The organism is Streptomyces sp. TRM68416 (genome assembly GCF_014596915.1).
GTDB lineage: Bacteria > Actinomycetota > Actinomycetes > Streptomycetales > Streptomycetaceae > Streptomyces.
The window spans coordinates 281986-296166 of record NZ_JACVWU010000002.1 but is presented as its reverse complement, the minus strand read 5'-3'; the positions used below and the strand labels follow the sequence as shown (position 1 = coordinate 296166).

The window sequence follows — 14181 nt, the reverse complement described above, 5'->3', positions numbered from 1 at the left end:
CGAGTCCTCGGTCGGGGCACAGGGCGTTTCAGGGGGTGCTGGGTGGGGCTGTGGAGCCGCGTACGACGAGGTGGACGGGGATGTCGCCGGCTTCGGGTGGGCGGCCGTCGAGGACGGCGAGGAGGGCTTTCATGCCGCGTTCGCCGAAGAGTTCGGCGTCGAGGCGGACGGTGGTGAGTTCGGGGTCGATGGCGGTGGCGAGGGCGAGGTCGTCGAGGCCGGTGACGGAGAGGTCCTCGGGGATGCGCAGGCCGAGGCGTCGGGCGGCTTTGTAGGCGCCGGCGGCGAGTTTGTCGTCGTCGCAGACGAGGGCGGTGGGGCGGGGACCAGGGGTGGAGAGGGCGGTTTCGGCCGCTTGCTGGGCGCCTTCGATGGAGATGGGTGCGCGGGCGGTCCGCAGGGAGGTGCCGGGGGCGGCGTTCAGGCGCGTGTGGAGTTCGCGGGCGCGGACTTCGAAGGTCCAGGAGGGTACGTCGGCGGCCAGGTGGAGGAAGCGGTGGTGGCCCAGGTCCAGGAGGTGGTCGGCGATCTGGCGTATGCCGTCGGCGATGTCGAGGTTGACGGTGGCGGCGCCGAGGCTGCCTGTGGGGTCGCTGTCGAGCATGACGAGGGGGAGTTGGTCGCCGCGGATGGCGGTGAGGGCGTCGGCGGCCATGGAGGAGGCGATGACGCCGTCGAGGGCGGCTTGGGCGGAGGCGAAGGGGTCGCGGGCGGGGCCGATGCCTTCGGGGGAGGGGTAGAGGACGACGCCGAAGCCGTGGGTGGCGGCGATGCGGGCGGCGCCGGTGTAGACGCCGGCGAAGAATTCGGTGGTGAGGGCGGGGACGACGAGGAGGACGGTGCGGGTGCGGCCGAGGCGGAGGTTGCGGGCGGCGAGGTTGGGGCGGTAGCCGAGGTCGCGGGCGGCTTGGCGTACGCGTTCGGCGGTGGCGGGTGAGACGCGGCCGCGCCATTTGTCGCCGAGTACGAGGGAGACGGCGGCTTGGGAGACGCCGGCGGCGTGGGCGACGTCGCGGCTCGTGGGGCGGGTGCTGCTGCCTCGTGCCACTGTGTGCCTGCGCTTTCGTCTGGACTCGTGAACAGCGCTCATGGTACGTATGACGGGCGAAGTTATACGTAAAACTTCCGGTGGTACGGCGAGGAGAGGGCGGATCATGGCCGCGGGGTATCTGGAGATCCTCAGAGCGAGGCATGCCACGCGCCTGCTTGCCGGGACGCTGGTGGGCCGGTTGCCGAACGCCACGGGTGCGATCGCGATCGTGCTGTTCGTGCGGGCGGAGGGCGGTACGTACAGCCTGGCCGGGGCGCTGGCGGCGGTGTACGGCGTGTCCAATGCCGTCGGGCAGCCGTTGCTGGGCCGGCTGGTGGATCTGCACGGGCAGCCGCGGGTGCAGTTGCCGGCGGCGGTGCTGTCGGCGCTGGCGATGGCCGTGTTCGCGTTCGTCGGGGTCGGGCCGTTGCCGCTGGCGTACGCGGCGGTGGCGGCGGCGGGGCTCTTCACGCCGCCGCTGGAGGGCGGTCTGCGGGCGCTGTGGCCGTCGGTCCTGCGCAGGGAGGACCAGGTGCACACGGCGTACGCGATGGACGCGGTGGCGCAGGAGGTGATGTTCACGGTCGGGCCGCTGCTGGTGACGCTGTGCACGGCGCTGTGGTCGGCGCAGGCGGCTCTGCTGGTCCTGAACGTCATCGGTGTGCTCGGTGCCCTGTCCGTGGTCCTCTCGCCGCCTTCGCGCGCGTGGCGTTCGGCGCCGCGTGAGGCGCACTGGCTGGGCGCGCTGCGTTCGCGGGGGCTGCTGGCGCTGCTGGGCGCGTTCCTGTTCGTGGGGATCGCGCTGGGTTCGATCACGGTGGCATCGGTGTCGTACGCGGACGACCACGGCGGGGACGCGGTGTACGGCTGGCTGATGGCGGGGCTCGGGCTCGGTGCGCTGGTGGGCGGTCTGGTGTACGGGGCGCGGCAGTGGGCGGGTGAGCCGGCGCGGCGACTGACGGTGCTGGTGGCACTTCTGGCGGTGTGTTACCTGCCGTTGATGCTGATGCCGGGGACGGTGTCGATGGTGCTGTTGTCGGTGCTGTCGGGTGTGTTCCTGGCGCCGGTCATCGCGGTGGCGTTCGTGCTGGTGGACCGGCACGCGCCGCGGGGTACGGTCACCGAGGCGTTCTCCTGGCTTGTGACGACGTTCACCGTGGGGGCGTCGGTGGGTACGGGGCTGACGGGTCCGGTCGTGGAGACGGGCGGGACCTTGTGGGGGTTCGCGGTTCCGGGTGTCGCGGGGGGTGTGTCGTTGCTGGTCCTGCTGGCCACGGGGCGGGTTCTGGCAGCGTCCGCCGGTGGAGCGGTTGTTGCGGCTTCATCGGAAAATGATCCAAACCGTGCCGTCGAACCCCGTTTCAGCGCAGGGGATCGGGCGTAATGTTCAGTCATGGACCGCCGCATTTTCGGGCTGGAGAACGAGTACGGCGTCACGTGCACGTTCAGGGGACAGCGCCGCCTGTCGCCTGACGAGGTGGCGCGGTACCTCTTCCGCCGTGTCGTGTCATGGGGCCGCAGCAGCAATGTCTTTCTGCGGAACGGCGCTCGCCTGTATCTAGACGTGGGATCACATCCGGAATACGCGACACCCGAATGTGACAACGTGACCGAGCTGGTCACGCACGACAAGGCCGGCGAACGCATTCTGGAAGGACTCCTGGTGGACGCCGAACGACGCCTGCACGAGGAGGGAATCGCGGGCGACGTCTACCTCTTCAAGAACAACACCGACTCGGCGGGCAACTCCTACGGTTGTCACGAGAACTATCTGGTGGCGCGGCACGGGGAGTTCTCCCGGCTCGCGGACATCCTCATTCCGTTCCTTGTCACGCGCCAGTTGCTGTGCGGTGCGGGCAAGGTGCTGCAGACGCCGCGCGGTGCCGTGTACTGCGTGAGTCAGCGGGCCGAGCACATCTGGGAGGGCGTCTCCTCGGCGACGACGCGTTCGAGGCCGATCATCAACACGCGTGATGAGCCGCACGCGGACGCGGAGCGCTACCGGCGGCTGCATGTCATCGTGGGCGACTCGAACATGTCCGAGACGACGATGCTGCTGAAGGTCGGTGCGACGGACCTGGTGCTGCGCATGATCGAGGCGGGCACGGTGATGCGGGACCTGACGCTGGAGAACCCGATCCGGGCGATCCGGGAGGTCAGTCACGACATCACGGGCCGGCGCAAGGTGCGGCTGGCCAGTGGCCGGGAGGCGTCGGCGCTGGAGGTGCAGCGGGAGTACTACGAGAAGGCGGTGGACTTCTGCGAGCGTCGCGGTATCCGGACCGGCACGGTGGAGCAGGTGCTGGAGCTGTGGGGCCGGACGCTGGACGCGATCGAGGCGGAGGATCTGGACCGGATCGGCACCGAGATCGACTGGGTGATGAAGTACAAGCTCATCGAGCGGTACCGGGCGAAGCACAACATGACGATGTCGCATCCGCGGGTCGCGCAGATAGACCTCGCGTATCACGACATCCACCGCCGTCGCGGTCTGTACTACCTGCTGGAGAGGAAGGGGCAAGCAGCCCGGATCTGCAACGACTTGAAGATCTTCGAGGGCAAGTCCGTTCCACCGCAGACGACTCGGGCCCGGCTGCGCGGTGACTTCATCCGCAGGGCCCAGGAGCAGCGCCGGGACTTCACCGTCGACTGGGTCCATCTGAAGCTCAACGACCAGGCGCAGCGCACCGTGTTGTGCAAGGACCCGTTCCGTTCGGTGGACGACCGGGTGGAGAAGCTGATCGCCGGTATGTGAGCGATGCGTTTCGGCCCAAGCGCCGGAACGCAACACGGGCGCCGTACGTTTACCGTACGGCGCCCTTCTCACGCCGTAGAGTTGCGCGCACGCCATCTGCAAGATCGACCGATTACGAGGCCCCCACCGTGCGCCGACGCTCACTTCTCATTGCCGTTCCCGCTGGACTGGCCACGCTCGCCGCGTGTGGCGACGACAAGGCGGATTCCGCCGAGCCCGGTGACAGCGTGTCGCCCTCGGACTCGTCGGCCGGCCCGTCGACGAAGATTGTGGACGGTCCGCTGCCGGCGATCACGGCGGGCACGAAGTTCGACGAGAAGCCGACCGTGGCCAAGGGCAGCGGTGATCCGTCGAAGGATCTCGCGGTGAAGACGGTGATCGCGGGCAGCGGCCGGACGGTCGCGGAGAACGACTATGTGCAGGCGCACTACCTCGGTCAGGTCTGGGCCACGGCGAAGGTGTTCGACAACTCCTACGACCGCAAGACCCCGCTGGTCATCCAGCTCGCCCAGGGCAGCATCATCGACGGCTGGCGTCATGGGCTCGCGGGCCGGAAGGTCGGCAGCCGGGTGGAGATGGCGGTGCCGCCGGCGATGGGCTACGGCGAGCAGGGCAACAGCCAGGCGGGGATCAAGGGCACCGACACGCTGGTGTTCGTGGTGGACCTGAAGGGCACGTTCAACGCCAAGAGTTCCGCGGAGGGCACGCCGGTCGCCCAGGACAACATCGACCTGCCCAAGGTCGGTGTCAACACCGACGGCAAGGCGCCCTCCATCGAGATCCCCGACAGCGACGCGCCGACGAAGCTGGTGGCGAACTATGTCCTGGAGGGCGACGGGGAGAAGGTCGGCGCCGAGGACACTGTGCTCGTGCAGTACAAGGGCGTGCTGTGGGACGGCGGCAAGGAGTTCGACGCGACGTACACGAACAAGCAGCTCGCGTCGTTCTCCCTGCAGCAGGTCGTCAAGGGCTGGTCGCAGGGTCTGACGGGCAAGAAGGTCGGCAGCCGTGTCCTCGTCGTCGTCCCGCCGGACCTGGGCTACGGCGACAACCCTCCGCAGGGCAGCGAGATCAAGAAGGACTCCACGCTGGTGTTCTCGGTGGACATCCTGGCGAAGATGTGACCTGGTCGGGGATGTGAGAGTGTGTCCGTTGCCTTTCGACACCAAGCATGGAGCTAGAGACGTGAGCATCGACAAGCCCGAGATCGACTTCCCGGGCGGCGAGCCCCCGGCGGATCTGGAGATCAAGGACATCTGGGAGGGCGACGGCGAGGTGGCCCAGGCGGGCCAGAACGTCACCGTGCACTATGTGGGTGTCGCCTTCAGCACGGGTGAGGAGTTCGACGCCAGCTGGAACCGCGGTACGCCGTTCCGTTTCCCGCTGGGTGCCGGCCGTGTCATCAAGGGCTGGGACCAGGGTGTGCAGGGCATGAAGGTCGGCGGCCGCCGCCAGCTGACCATTCCGGCGCACCTCGCCTACGGCAACCAGAGCCCGACTCCGGCGATCCAGCCGGGCGAGACGCTGATCTTCGTGGTCGACCTCCTCGGGGTCTGATCTCCCGGCGTCCGATGCTGGACGTCCGACCGCTGGACGTCCGATCGCCGGGCGTCTGATCACTGGATGTCCGATCGCCGGGCGTCTGATCACTGGACGTCTGATCATGTGGGGTCTGATCGTCATACGACCGGACCCGATCACCTGGGGCCCATGCCTGTCCGGGCATGGGCCCTCGGCTTTTGCCGCGCCACCGCGGGGCGGTACGGTCATCGGTCGTAAGCACCATAGGAAGGCGAAGGGCATCGATGGCCATTGCCAAGGCCGAGCGGCTCATGAATCTGTCGCTGTGTCTGCTCGGGACGCGACGGCCGCTGAGCAAGCGCGAGCTGCGTGAGTCCATCGAGGCCTATCTCGAAGCGGGCAGCGACGACTCCTTCAGCCGCATGTTCGAGCGCGACAAGGACGACCTGCGCGAGCTCGGCCTGGTCATCGAGACCGTCGAGAACCTCGACGGCGAGGTCGGCTACCTGGCCCGCCGGGACAGCAACCGCCTGCCGCCCATCACCCTCGACGCCGAGGAGGCCGCCGCGCTGGGCCTGGCCGCCAAGGTGTGGCAGCAGGCCCGGCTCGCCGGAGCCGCCAGCGGCGCCCTGCAGAAGCTGCGCGCGGCGGGCCTGCCCGAGGACGTCGACCCCTACGAGGCCCACGGCGCCCTGGAACCCCGTATCCCCGTGCACGAGGCCGCCTTCGAGCCGCTGATGCTGGCCTGCCGCGACCGCCGTCCCGTCGTCTTCGACTACCGCAAGGCCACCGCCGCCCGGCCCGAGCCCCGGCATGTCGAGCCGTGGGCGCTGGAGTGCTGGCGCGGCCACTGGTACCTGGCCGGCTGGGACCGCGACCGGGGTGCCGAGCGGGTCTTCCGGCTGTCGCGGATCACCGGCAAAGTGCGGTCGCGCGCGGGGAAGTTCACCGCCGCGGTGCCCGATGTCGTCACCGTGCGCGAGACCGTCGCGAGCTGGGCGGGGGAGACCGCCGACCGTTCCGCGCTGATCCGGCTGCGCGCCGGCGCCGGGTACCCCTTGCGGGCGAAGGCCACCCGGGTGCGGGAACTCGGCGACGGCTGGGACGAGTTGGAGATTCCGTACGGGCACGGGCTGGACGCCTGGCTGGTGGAGTTCGGGCCGGACGTGGTGGTGCTGGAGCCCGCCGAGCTGCGGGCCGACGTGGTGGACCGGCTGCGTGCCGTGGCCAAGGGCTGAGGGGGAGCGGACGAAGCAGTGGCAGGCAAACCGGTCAGGCCCGTGAACGCCATCGACCAGACCAGACGGATGCTCTCCCTGGTGACGTATCTCAAGGAGCGCCCCGGCGCCCGGGTCGAGGACGTCGCGCGCGCCTTCGGCATCACCGAGGACGAGCTGGTCTCGGACCTCGATGTGCTGCCCATGTGCGGCACCAGCTTCCGCGGCGGCGACCTGCTCGACATCGACACCGACGGCGAGCGCATCTGGTGGCACAACCCCGACGACGTCGCCGAGCCGCTCAGGCTCGCCTCCGACGAGGCCACCGCCCTGCTGGTGGCCGCCCGCGCGGTGTCCACCCTGCCCGGACTGCGGGAGGGCGACCGGCAGGCGCTGCTGCGGGCCACCGCGAAGGTGGAGGCCGCGGCCGGCGAGGCCGCCGGGGCCAGCGCCCGGCTGTCGGTGACCTTCGAGTCCGAGGGCGGCGTCTTCGCCGACGTCGACCGGGCGATCTCCGAGCGGCGGCGGCTGTGGATCCGCTACTACTCGCCCGCCCGCGACGAGGTCACCGAGCGCGAGATCGACCCGATCCGCCTCGTCAGCGTCGGCCACACCTATGTGGAGGCCTGGTGCCGCCGCTCCGAGGCGCGCCGTACCTTCCGGCTCGACCGGGTCGCCGAGATCAAGATCCTCGACGAGCCGTCCGCACCGCCCGAGGTCGAGCTGCGTGACCTGTCCGAGGGGCTGGTGCAGCCCGCCGCCGAGGACCCGGAGGTCGTCGTCGAGGTCGGCCCCGGCGGGCGCTGGGTCGCCGAGTACTACCCGCACGACAGTGCGGATGAGCTTCCCGACGGCGGGCTGCGTATCACTCTGCGCACCCCCGACCCGGCGTCGCTGCGCCGGCTGGCGCTGCGGCTCGGGCGCGACGGCCGCATCGTCTCCCCGCCCGAGCTGGCCGACAGCGCCCGGCAGGCGGCCCGGGAGGCGCTGGCGGCGTACGACGGGGTCGAGGAGCCGGCGCAGGGCGACAGGCGGGAGTGAGCCGCACGGGCGCTCCGGCGGCGAGGGTCGCGGGCGCCCGCAGGGCCGGGCACGGTCCGTCCGCCGCCGGCGGCCGGGGCGCCTCGGGGCGATCGACCAAGGGAGAGGAGCGCAGGGGCTGTGAGCGAGTCGGCGACGTCTGGCGGGTCGGGAGTGTCGGTGGCGTCCGCGTTCGCGGGGATGCGGAGCGTGAACCCCGTGGTGTTCAAGGCGGGCTGCCCGGACTGCCGGGGCAGCTTCGAACTGGCCGCCGGCGCCCTGCGCCTGGCCATCGGTGCCACCAGCCGCACCACCTTCTACTCCTTCACCTGCCCCGACTGCGGCGCCTCGGTCCGCAAGCCGGCCGGGGAGCGGATCGTGGAGCTGCTGACGGGCGGCGGGGTCAGGACCCTGCGGCTGCACTCCACCCTCTAGGCTCGGCGTCATGTTCTGGCCGATGTTCGCGGTAGCTGTGGGTTTCCTGGGTCTCGTCGTTCTCGGCGTGCTCGCGGTGCGGGTGTTCCTGGAGGCGCACCGCCTCGGCAGGCAGGTGTCGGACTCCGCGCGGCGCATCAACAGGGCGGCGGAGGATCTGGAGCGGGCGGCCGTGAGTACGGCGCGTGCCGCGGACTCGCTGTGAGCCCGTCTGAGAGTTGGGTGTGAGTTCGGGTGCGAGTCCCGCGCCGCGTACGGTTTGGGCCACTTCGCCCTGTCAAGTTGGTGCTCCCGACGGGTACGCTGCTGGTCGCGGCCCGGAGAACGAGGCCCGGATCGCGGACCGGGAGTACGCACGGGGATTGCCTCACGTTCACCCCTGAGCGTTACGATCGCTGCTAACACGATCGTTCGGACACCTGTCCGACCGGTCGGACAACAGCACCCCACCCAAGCCGCCTCGGTGAGAAGGTAAAGACTTATGTTCGGAAGGCTCGGAGCCCCCGAGATCATTCTCATCCTCGTCGTCATCATCCTGCTGTTCGGCGCGAAGAAGCTTCCGGACATGGCTCGGTCGCTCGGCAAGTCCGCCCGCATCCTCAAGAGCGAGGCGAAGGCCATGAAGTCCGACGGCCAGGACAACGCGTCCGCGCCCGCCGCGCCGCCCAACGACGAGCAGCAGCCCCCGGCCCAGCGCACCATCCAGGCGGCCCCCGGCGACGTGACGAGTTCGCGCCCGGTCACCGAGCCGACGGACACGACCAAGCGCTGACGCAGGGCCGGTGACCTCCGGCCCGCCGCACGAGATGGGAACGTGGGTTGCTGAAGTCTGCCCGCAAGCAGGAGAAGGATCCCGAGGGGCGGATGCCCCTCGGAGAACACCTTCGCGAGCTCCGCAACCGGCTCGCGAAGGCGCTGCTGGCCATCGTCGCCGTGACGATCGTCGCCGCCTTCTTCTACATGGAGATCATCGACTTCTTCACCGATCCGATCCTCAAGTCGGTCGGCTGCCAGGAGAGCTTCGAGGAACTGGCCAAAGCGGCCGAAGGGAAGCGCTGCGCGCAGATCACCATCAACGGTCTGCTCACCCCCTTCACCCTGGCACTGAAGGTGTCGCTCATGGCCGGCATCGTGCTGGCCTCCCCGGTCTGGCTCTACCAGCTGTGGGCCTTCGTCGCCCCCGGCCTGCACAAGCACGAGCGGAAGTACGCCTACGCGTTCGTCGCCACCGGCTTCCCGCTCTTCCTCGGCGGTGCCTTCTTCGCGTACAAGGTGCTGCCCACCACCGCCAAGGTGCTGATCGAGTTCACGCCGTTCGGTGTGCAGAACCTGCTGCCGCTGGACGACCTGCTCGACCTCGTCACGCGCATGGTGGTCGTCTTCGGTCTCTCCTTCGAGCTGCCGCTGCTGCTGGTCATGCTCAACTTCAGCGGCGTCATCACCGGCAAGCGCATGCTCGGCTGGTGGCGCGGAATGATCATGGGCATCACCGTGTTCGCGGCGGTCGCGACACCGAGCACCGACCCGCTGACCATGATGGCGCTCGCCGGACCCATCTGGATCCTGTACTTCGGCGCGGTCGCCATCTCGCTGCTCAACGACCGGCGCAGGCGTCTGCGTGACGCGATGGGCCCCGCCGACGACGAGGCCTCCGAGCTGGACCTCACCCCCGAGGACATCGGGGAGATCGAGAGCGTCCCCGCCGCCCGCGCCCTGCCCGAGCAGGCCGGACCGGACCGGGTCAACGGTTATGACGACGTGACCTGAAGATCGGCAAGCAGCTCATAAGGTCTCTGACGTGACCAGCGAGCTCACCCTCTTCGTCAACCCCACCGCGGGCCGCGGCCGGGGCGCCCGCGCGGCGCAGCCGGCCGCTTCCGCTTTGCGGGCGGCCGGATTCACCGTACGCACGGTCCTCGGGGAGAACGCCGCCGACGCCCTCACGCGCGCGCGTGCCGCCGTCGAGGAGGGCACCGGCGCGCTGGTCGCCGTCGGCGGCGACGGCATGGCGAACCTCGCGCTCCAGGCGGTGGCCGGCACCCGGACCCCGCTGGGCCTGGTCGCCGTCGGCACCGGCAACGACCTCGCCCGCGCCCTCGGCCTGCCGGTCCGCGACCCGGCCGCCGCCGGACGCGGTATCGCCGCCGCCCTCAAGGGCGCCCGCGTCCGCGACATCGACCTCGGGCAGGTGGGCGGTCGCTGGTTCGGCACGGTCCTCGCCTCCGGCTTCGACTCCCGGGTCAACGACCGGGGCAACCGCATGCGATGGCCCGCGGGCCGCCTGAAGTACGACCTCGCCATGCTCGCCGAGCTGGCCGCCTTCCGGCCCCTGCCGTACCGGATCACGCTCGACGACGGCGAGGTGCGCGAGACCGAGGCCACCCTGGTCGCCGTCGGGAACGGGCCGTCGTACGGCGGCGGCATGCGCATTTGCCCGGGCGCCGACCTGACCGACGGACTGTTCGACGTCACGATCGTGGGCGACTGCTCCCGCGCCACCTTGCTCAGGGTGTTCCCGAGCGTCTACCGGGGCGGGCACGTCGACCACCCGCAGGTCAGCGTGGTGCGGGCCGCGAAGGTCGAGATCGCGGCGGAGCACGTCACCGGCTACGCCGACGGCGAGCCGCTCGGGCCGCTGCCGCTGACCGCGCGCTGCGTACCGGGCGCGCTGCGCGTCGTAGGGCCGTGAGCTGGGCGGATCCAGGGTTTGCCGCAGCCGGATCCGGATAATGATCGTCCTGTTGTCAGTGAGGCCCGGTACGCTCGAACGCACGATGACAGAGGACCTCTCACCGGCCGAGCGGTACGCGGCTGCCCGCCTGCGGGCTGCCGAGCAGGCCACCGCGCTCGCCTCCTTCCGCGAGATGTACGACTTCGGCCTCGACCCCTTCCAGATCGAGGCCTGCCAGGCACTTGAGACGGGCAAGGGCGTACTGGTGGCCGCGCCCACCGGCTCCGGCAAGACGATCGTGGGCGAGTTCGCCGTCCACCTCGCCCTCCAGCAGGGCAAGAAGTGCTTCTACACCACGCCCATCAAGGCGCTGTCGAACCAGAAGTACGCCGACCTGTGCCGCCGCTACGGCACCGACAAGGTCGGCCTGCTCACCGGCGACAACAGCGTCAACTCCGAGGCCCCGGTCGTCGTGATGACCACCGAGGTGCTGCGGAACATGCTGTACGCGGGCTCGCAGACCCTGATCGGGCTCGGGTACGTGGTGATGGACGAGGTGCACTACCTCTCCGACCGGTTCCGGGGCGCCGTATGGGAAGAGGTGATCATCCACCTGCCCGAGTCGGTGACGCTGGTGTCCCTCTCGGCCACCGTGTCCAACGCCGAGGAGTTCGGCGACTGGCTCGACACCGTCCGCGGCGACACCGAAGTGATCGTCTCCGAGCACCGGCCGGTGCCGCTGTTCCAGCACGTGCTCGCCGGACGCCGGATGTACGACCTGTTCGAGGAGGGCGAGGGCCACAAGAAGGCCGTCAACCCCGACCTCGCGCGGCTCGCCCGCATGGAGGCGACCCGGCCGTCGTACCAGGACCGCAGACGCGGGCGCGCCATGCGCGAGGCCGACCGGGAGCGCGAGCGCCGGCAGCGGTCGCGGGTGTGGACCCCGGGCCGGCCCGAGGTCATCGAGCGGCTCGACGCCGAGGGCCTGCTGCCCGCCATCACCTTCATCTTCAGCCGCGCCGCCTGCGAAGCCGCCGTCCAGCAGTGCCTGTACGCGGGGCTGCGGCTCAACGACGAGGAGGCGCGGGAGCGGGTGCGGGCCCTGGTGGAGGAGCGCACCGCCTCCATCCCCACCGAGGACCTGCACGTCCTGGGCTACTACGAGTGGCTGGAGGGCCTGGAGCGCGGCATCGCCGCCCACCACGCGGGCATGCTGCCGACCTTCAAGGAGGTCGTCGAGGAACTGTTCGTGCGCGGACTGGTCAAGGCCGTGTTCGCCACGGAGACGCTGGCGCTGGGCATCAACATGCCCGCCCGGTCCGTGGTGCTGGAGAAGCTCGTCAAGTGGAACGGCGAGCAGCACGCCGACATCACCCCGGGCGAGTACACCCAGCTCACCGGCCGTGCCGGGCGGCGTGGCATCGACGTCGAGGGCCACGCCGTGGTGCTGTGGCAGCGGGGCATGAGCCCCGAGCACCTCGCCGGGCTGGCCGGCACGCGGACGTACCCGCTGCGCTCCAGCTTCAAGCCGTCGTACAACATGGCGGTCAACCTGGTCGAGCAGTTCGGGCGGCACCGCTCGCGGGAGCTGCTGGAGACCTCGTTCGCGCAGTTCCAGGCCGACAAGTCGGTCGTCGGGATCTCCCGGCAGGTGCAGCGCAACGAGGAGGGACTGGAAGGCTACAAGGCCTCCATGACCTGCCACCTCGGCGACTTCGACGAGTACATGCGGCTGCGCCGGGAGCTGAAGGACCGGGAGACCGAACTGGCCCGCCAGGGAGCCAACCAGCGGCGCGCGGAGGCCGCCGTCGCCCTGGAGAAGCTCAAGCCGGGCGATGTCATCCACGTGCCCACGGGCAAGTACGCGGGGCTGGCCCTGGTGCTTGACCCGGGGCTGCCCGCCGGGCGGTCCAACGGGCACCGGGGCTTCGAGCACCACGACGGCCCGCGCCCCCTGGTCCTCACCGCCGAGCGGCAGGTCAAGCGGCTGGCCGCGATGGACTTCCCCGTCCCGGTCGAGGCCCTGGAGCGGATGCGGATCCCCAAGACCTTCAACCCGCGCTCCCCGCAGTCCCGTCGGGACCTCGCCTCCGCGCTGCGCACCAAGGCCGGGCACATTCCGCCGGAGCGGGCGCGCAAGAAGCGCTCCCAGGCCGCCGACGACCGCGAGATCGCACGGCTGCGCACCGCGATCCGGGCGCACCCCTGCCACGGCTGCAACGACCGTGAGGACCACGCCCGTTGGGCCGAGCGCTACCACCGGCTGCTGCGGGACACCTCGCAGCTGGAGCGGCGGATCGAAGGCCGCACCAACACCATCGCGCGGACCTTCGACCGCATCGTGGCGCTGCTGACCGAGCTCGACTACCTGCGCGGCGACGAGGTCACCGAACACGGGCGGCGCCTCGCGCGGCTCTACGGCGAACTCGACCTGCTGGCCAGCGAATGCCTGCGGGCCGGCGTCTGGGAGGGGCTGGCCCCGGCCGAACTGGCCGCGTGCGTCTCCGCGTTGGTCTACGAGGCGCGGCTCAGCGACGATGCGATGGCGCCGAAGGTGCCGTCCGGCAAGGCCAAGGCCGCGCTCGGGGAAATGGTGCGGATCTGGGGCCGTCTGGACGCGCTGGAGGAGGACTTCCGGATCAGCCAGACCGAAGGGGTCGGCCAGCGCGAGCCCGACCTCGGGTTCGCCTGGGCCGCGTACATGTGGGCCAGCGGCAAGGGCCTGGACGAGGTGCTGCGCGAGGCGGAGATGCCCGCGGGAGACTTCGTACGGTGGTGCAAGCAGGTGATCGACGTGCTGGGGCAGATCTCGGCCGCGGCCCCCGCGGAAGGGTCAACCGTGGCGAAGTCCGCGCGCAAGGCCGTCGACCAGTTGCTGCGGGGGGTCGTGGCCTACTCGTCGGTGGGGTGACGGTTCGGCCGGGGCGTCCGTGAAGGGCTCCGCGTGTCCGGTGTGCAAGGCCCCGGGCCCGGCGGGCGAGAAAGTGCCGCGTTCGCCGCGGCCGAGGCGGGTTCCCCGCTCGCCAGGGTCCGTCACCGCCGCCCCGGGGCACCGCACCCAAGTCCTCGGCATGGAGGGACGACTCCTCGCCGAGCTGGGGGAGTCCGTCGTCACGCCTGCGGTGTCCTGCCCGCGGGCTCCTCGCCGAGTGCGCCGCCCCGGCCGGGGAGCGGCCGCCCAGGCCCCGCCGGGCGGAGGTGGCGCTGCTCGCCGGTATGCCGCGCCCGCTGCCCCAGGTGCGCGCCGGGCGGCCTGCGGGCCTCCCCGCCGTGCGCGCCGGGCTCAGGAAGCCGACCGTCAGCCGCTCGCCGATGCCGCGGCCGGCGGGGTGCTCGCGAAGGGCGGGTCCGGTCAGTGGAGGGATCCGGTGCTCGGACTGACCGCGGGTGTCGTCGTAGGGGGCCGCTCCGGCTCCGAGCGGCTCGTCCTGGTGTTCGGTGAGGCCGCGGCGGACGCGGTGGTACGCGTCGCCGGGCGCTGAGTCGGTGGAGCGGAAATAGCTGTTCACCCATCACGGTGGGTGAGTTTCGT

At 70.7% G+C, this 14181-nt stretch carries 13 protein-coding genes; 12 read left to right on the top strand and 1 reads right to left on the bottom strand.

The genetic code is table 11. The features are described 5' to 3' along the window. Nucleotides 1-28: 28 nt before the first annotated feature. On the bottom strand, nt 29-1090 hold the full coding sequence (locus ICC28_RS04550) for a LacI family DNA-binding transcriptional regulator (protein ID WP_188287066.1): 1062 nt from the start codon (nt 1088-1090) through the stop codon (nt 29-31). 64 nt (nt 1091-1154) lie between these two features. Here ICC28_RS04550 and ICC28_RS04545 point away from each other — a divergent pair, with 64 nt between their 5' ends. The 12 genes from ICC28_RS04545 (at nt 1155) to ICC28_RS04490 (ending at nt 13560) form a co-directional block, all read left to right on the top strand. Then, the gene (locus ICC28_RS04545) at nt 1155-2414 is read left to right on the top strand and encodes an MFS transporter (RefSeq protein WP_188287252.1); all 1260 of its coding nucleotides are present in this window, start codon (nt 1155-1157) and stop codon (nt 2412-2414) included. A gap of 9 nt (nt 2415-2423) precedes the next feature. Continuing rightward, nucleotides 2424-3785 carry a Pup--protein ligase gene (pafA, locus tag ICC28_RS04540; protein WP_059196529.1) on the top strand — a complete coding sequence of 454 codons (1362 nt, stop codon included), beginning with the start codon at nt 2424-2426 and terminating at the stop codon, nt 3783-3785. Between the two features lie 128 nt (nt 3786-3913). Beyond that, complete coding sequence (locus tag ICC28_RS04535) at nt 3914-4909, top strand: FKBP-type peptidyl-prolyl cis-trans isomerase (protein ID WP_188287065.1); 996 nt, start codon at nt 3914-3916, stop codon at nt 4907-4909. A 61-nt stretch (nt 4910-4970) separates the two neighbouring features. After that, entirely contained in the window at nt 4971-5342 is a 372-nt protein-coding gene (locus ICC28_RS04530; protein ID WP_188287064.1) for an FKBP-type peptidyl-prolyl cis-trans isomerase, read from the top strand. Nucleotides 5343-5590: 248 nt separating this feature from the next. After that, the gene (locus tag ICC28_RS04525; RefSeq protein WP_188287063.1) at nt 5591-6544 is read left to right on the top strand and encodes a helix-turn-helix transcriptional regulator; all 954 of its coding nucleotides are present in this window, start codon (nt 5591-5593) and stop codon (nt 6542-6544) included. Nucleotides 6545-6562: 18 nt separating this feature from the next. Next, nucleotides 6563-7564, top strand: coding sequence for a helix-turn-helix transcriptional regulator (locus ICC28_RS04520; protein ID WP_188287062.1), 1002 nt, complete (start codon nt 6563-6565; stop codon nt 7562-7564). Between the two features lie 120 nt (nt 7565-7684). Beyond that, a complete protein-coding gene (locus ICC28_RS04515; RefSeq protein WP_188287061.1) occupies nt 7685-7978 on the top strand; it encodes a hypothetical protein in 294 nt (97 codons plus the stop codon). Nucleotides 7979-7988: 10 nt separating this feature from the next. Beyond that, nucleotides 7989-8183 (top strand): hypothetical protein, encoded by a 195-nt coding sequence (locus tag ICC28_RS04510; RefSeq protein WP_188287060.1) that lies wholly within the window; start codon nt 7989-7991, stop codon nt 8181-8183. Between the two features lie 276 nt (nt 8184-8459). Beyond that, complete coding sequence (gene tatA / locus ICC28_RS04505) at nt 8460-8750, top strand: Sec-independent protein translocase subunit TatA (protein WP_188287059.1); 291 nt, start codon at nt 8460-8462, stop codon at nt 8748-8750. A gap of 47 nt (nt 8751-8797) precedes the next feature. Next, complete coding sequence (tatC, locus tag ICC28_RS04500; RefSeq protein ID WP_188287058.1) at nt 8798-9745, top strand: twin-arginine translocase subunit TatC; 948 nt, start codon at nt 8798-8800, stop codon at nt 9743-9745. A 31-nt stretch (nt 9746-9776) separates the two neighbouring features. Further along, entirely contained in the window at nt 9777-10667 is an 891-nt protein-coding gene (locus tag ICC28_RS04495; RefSeq protein ID WP_188287057.1) for a diacylglycerol kinase, read from the top strand. A 40-nt stretch (nt 10668-10707) separates the two neighbouring features. Then, nucleotides 10708-13560: a DEAD/DEAH box helicase gene (locus ICC28_RS04490; protein WP_188287056.1), complete on the top strand. Its 2853-nt coding sequence runs from the start codon at nt 10708-10710 to the stop codon at nt 13558-13560. Nucleotides 13561-14181 lie beyond the last annotated feature (621 nt).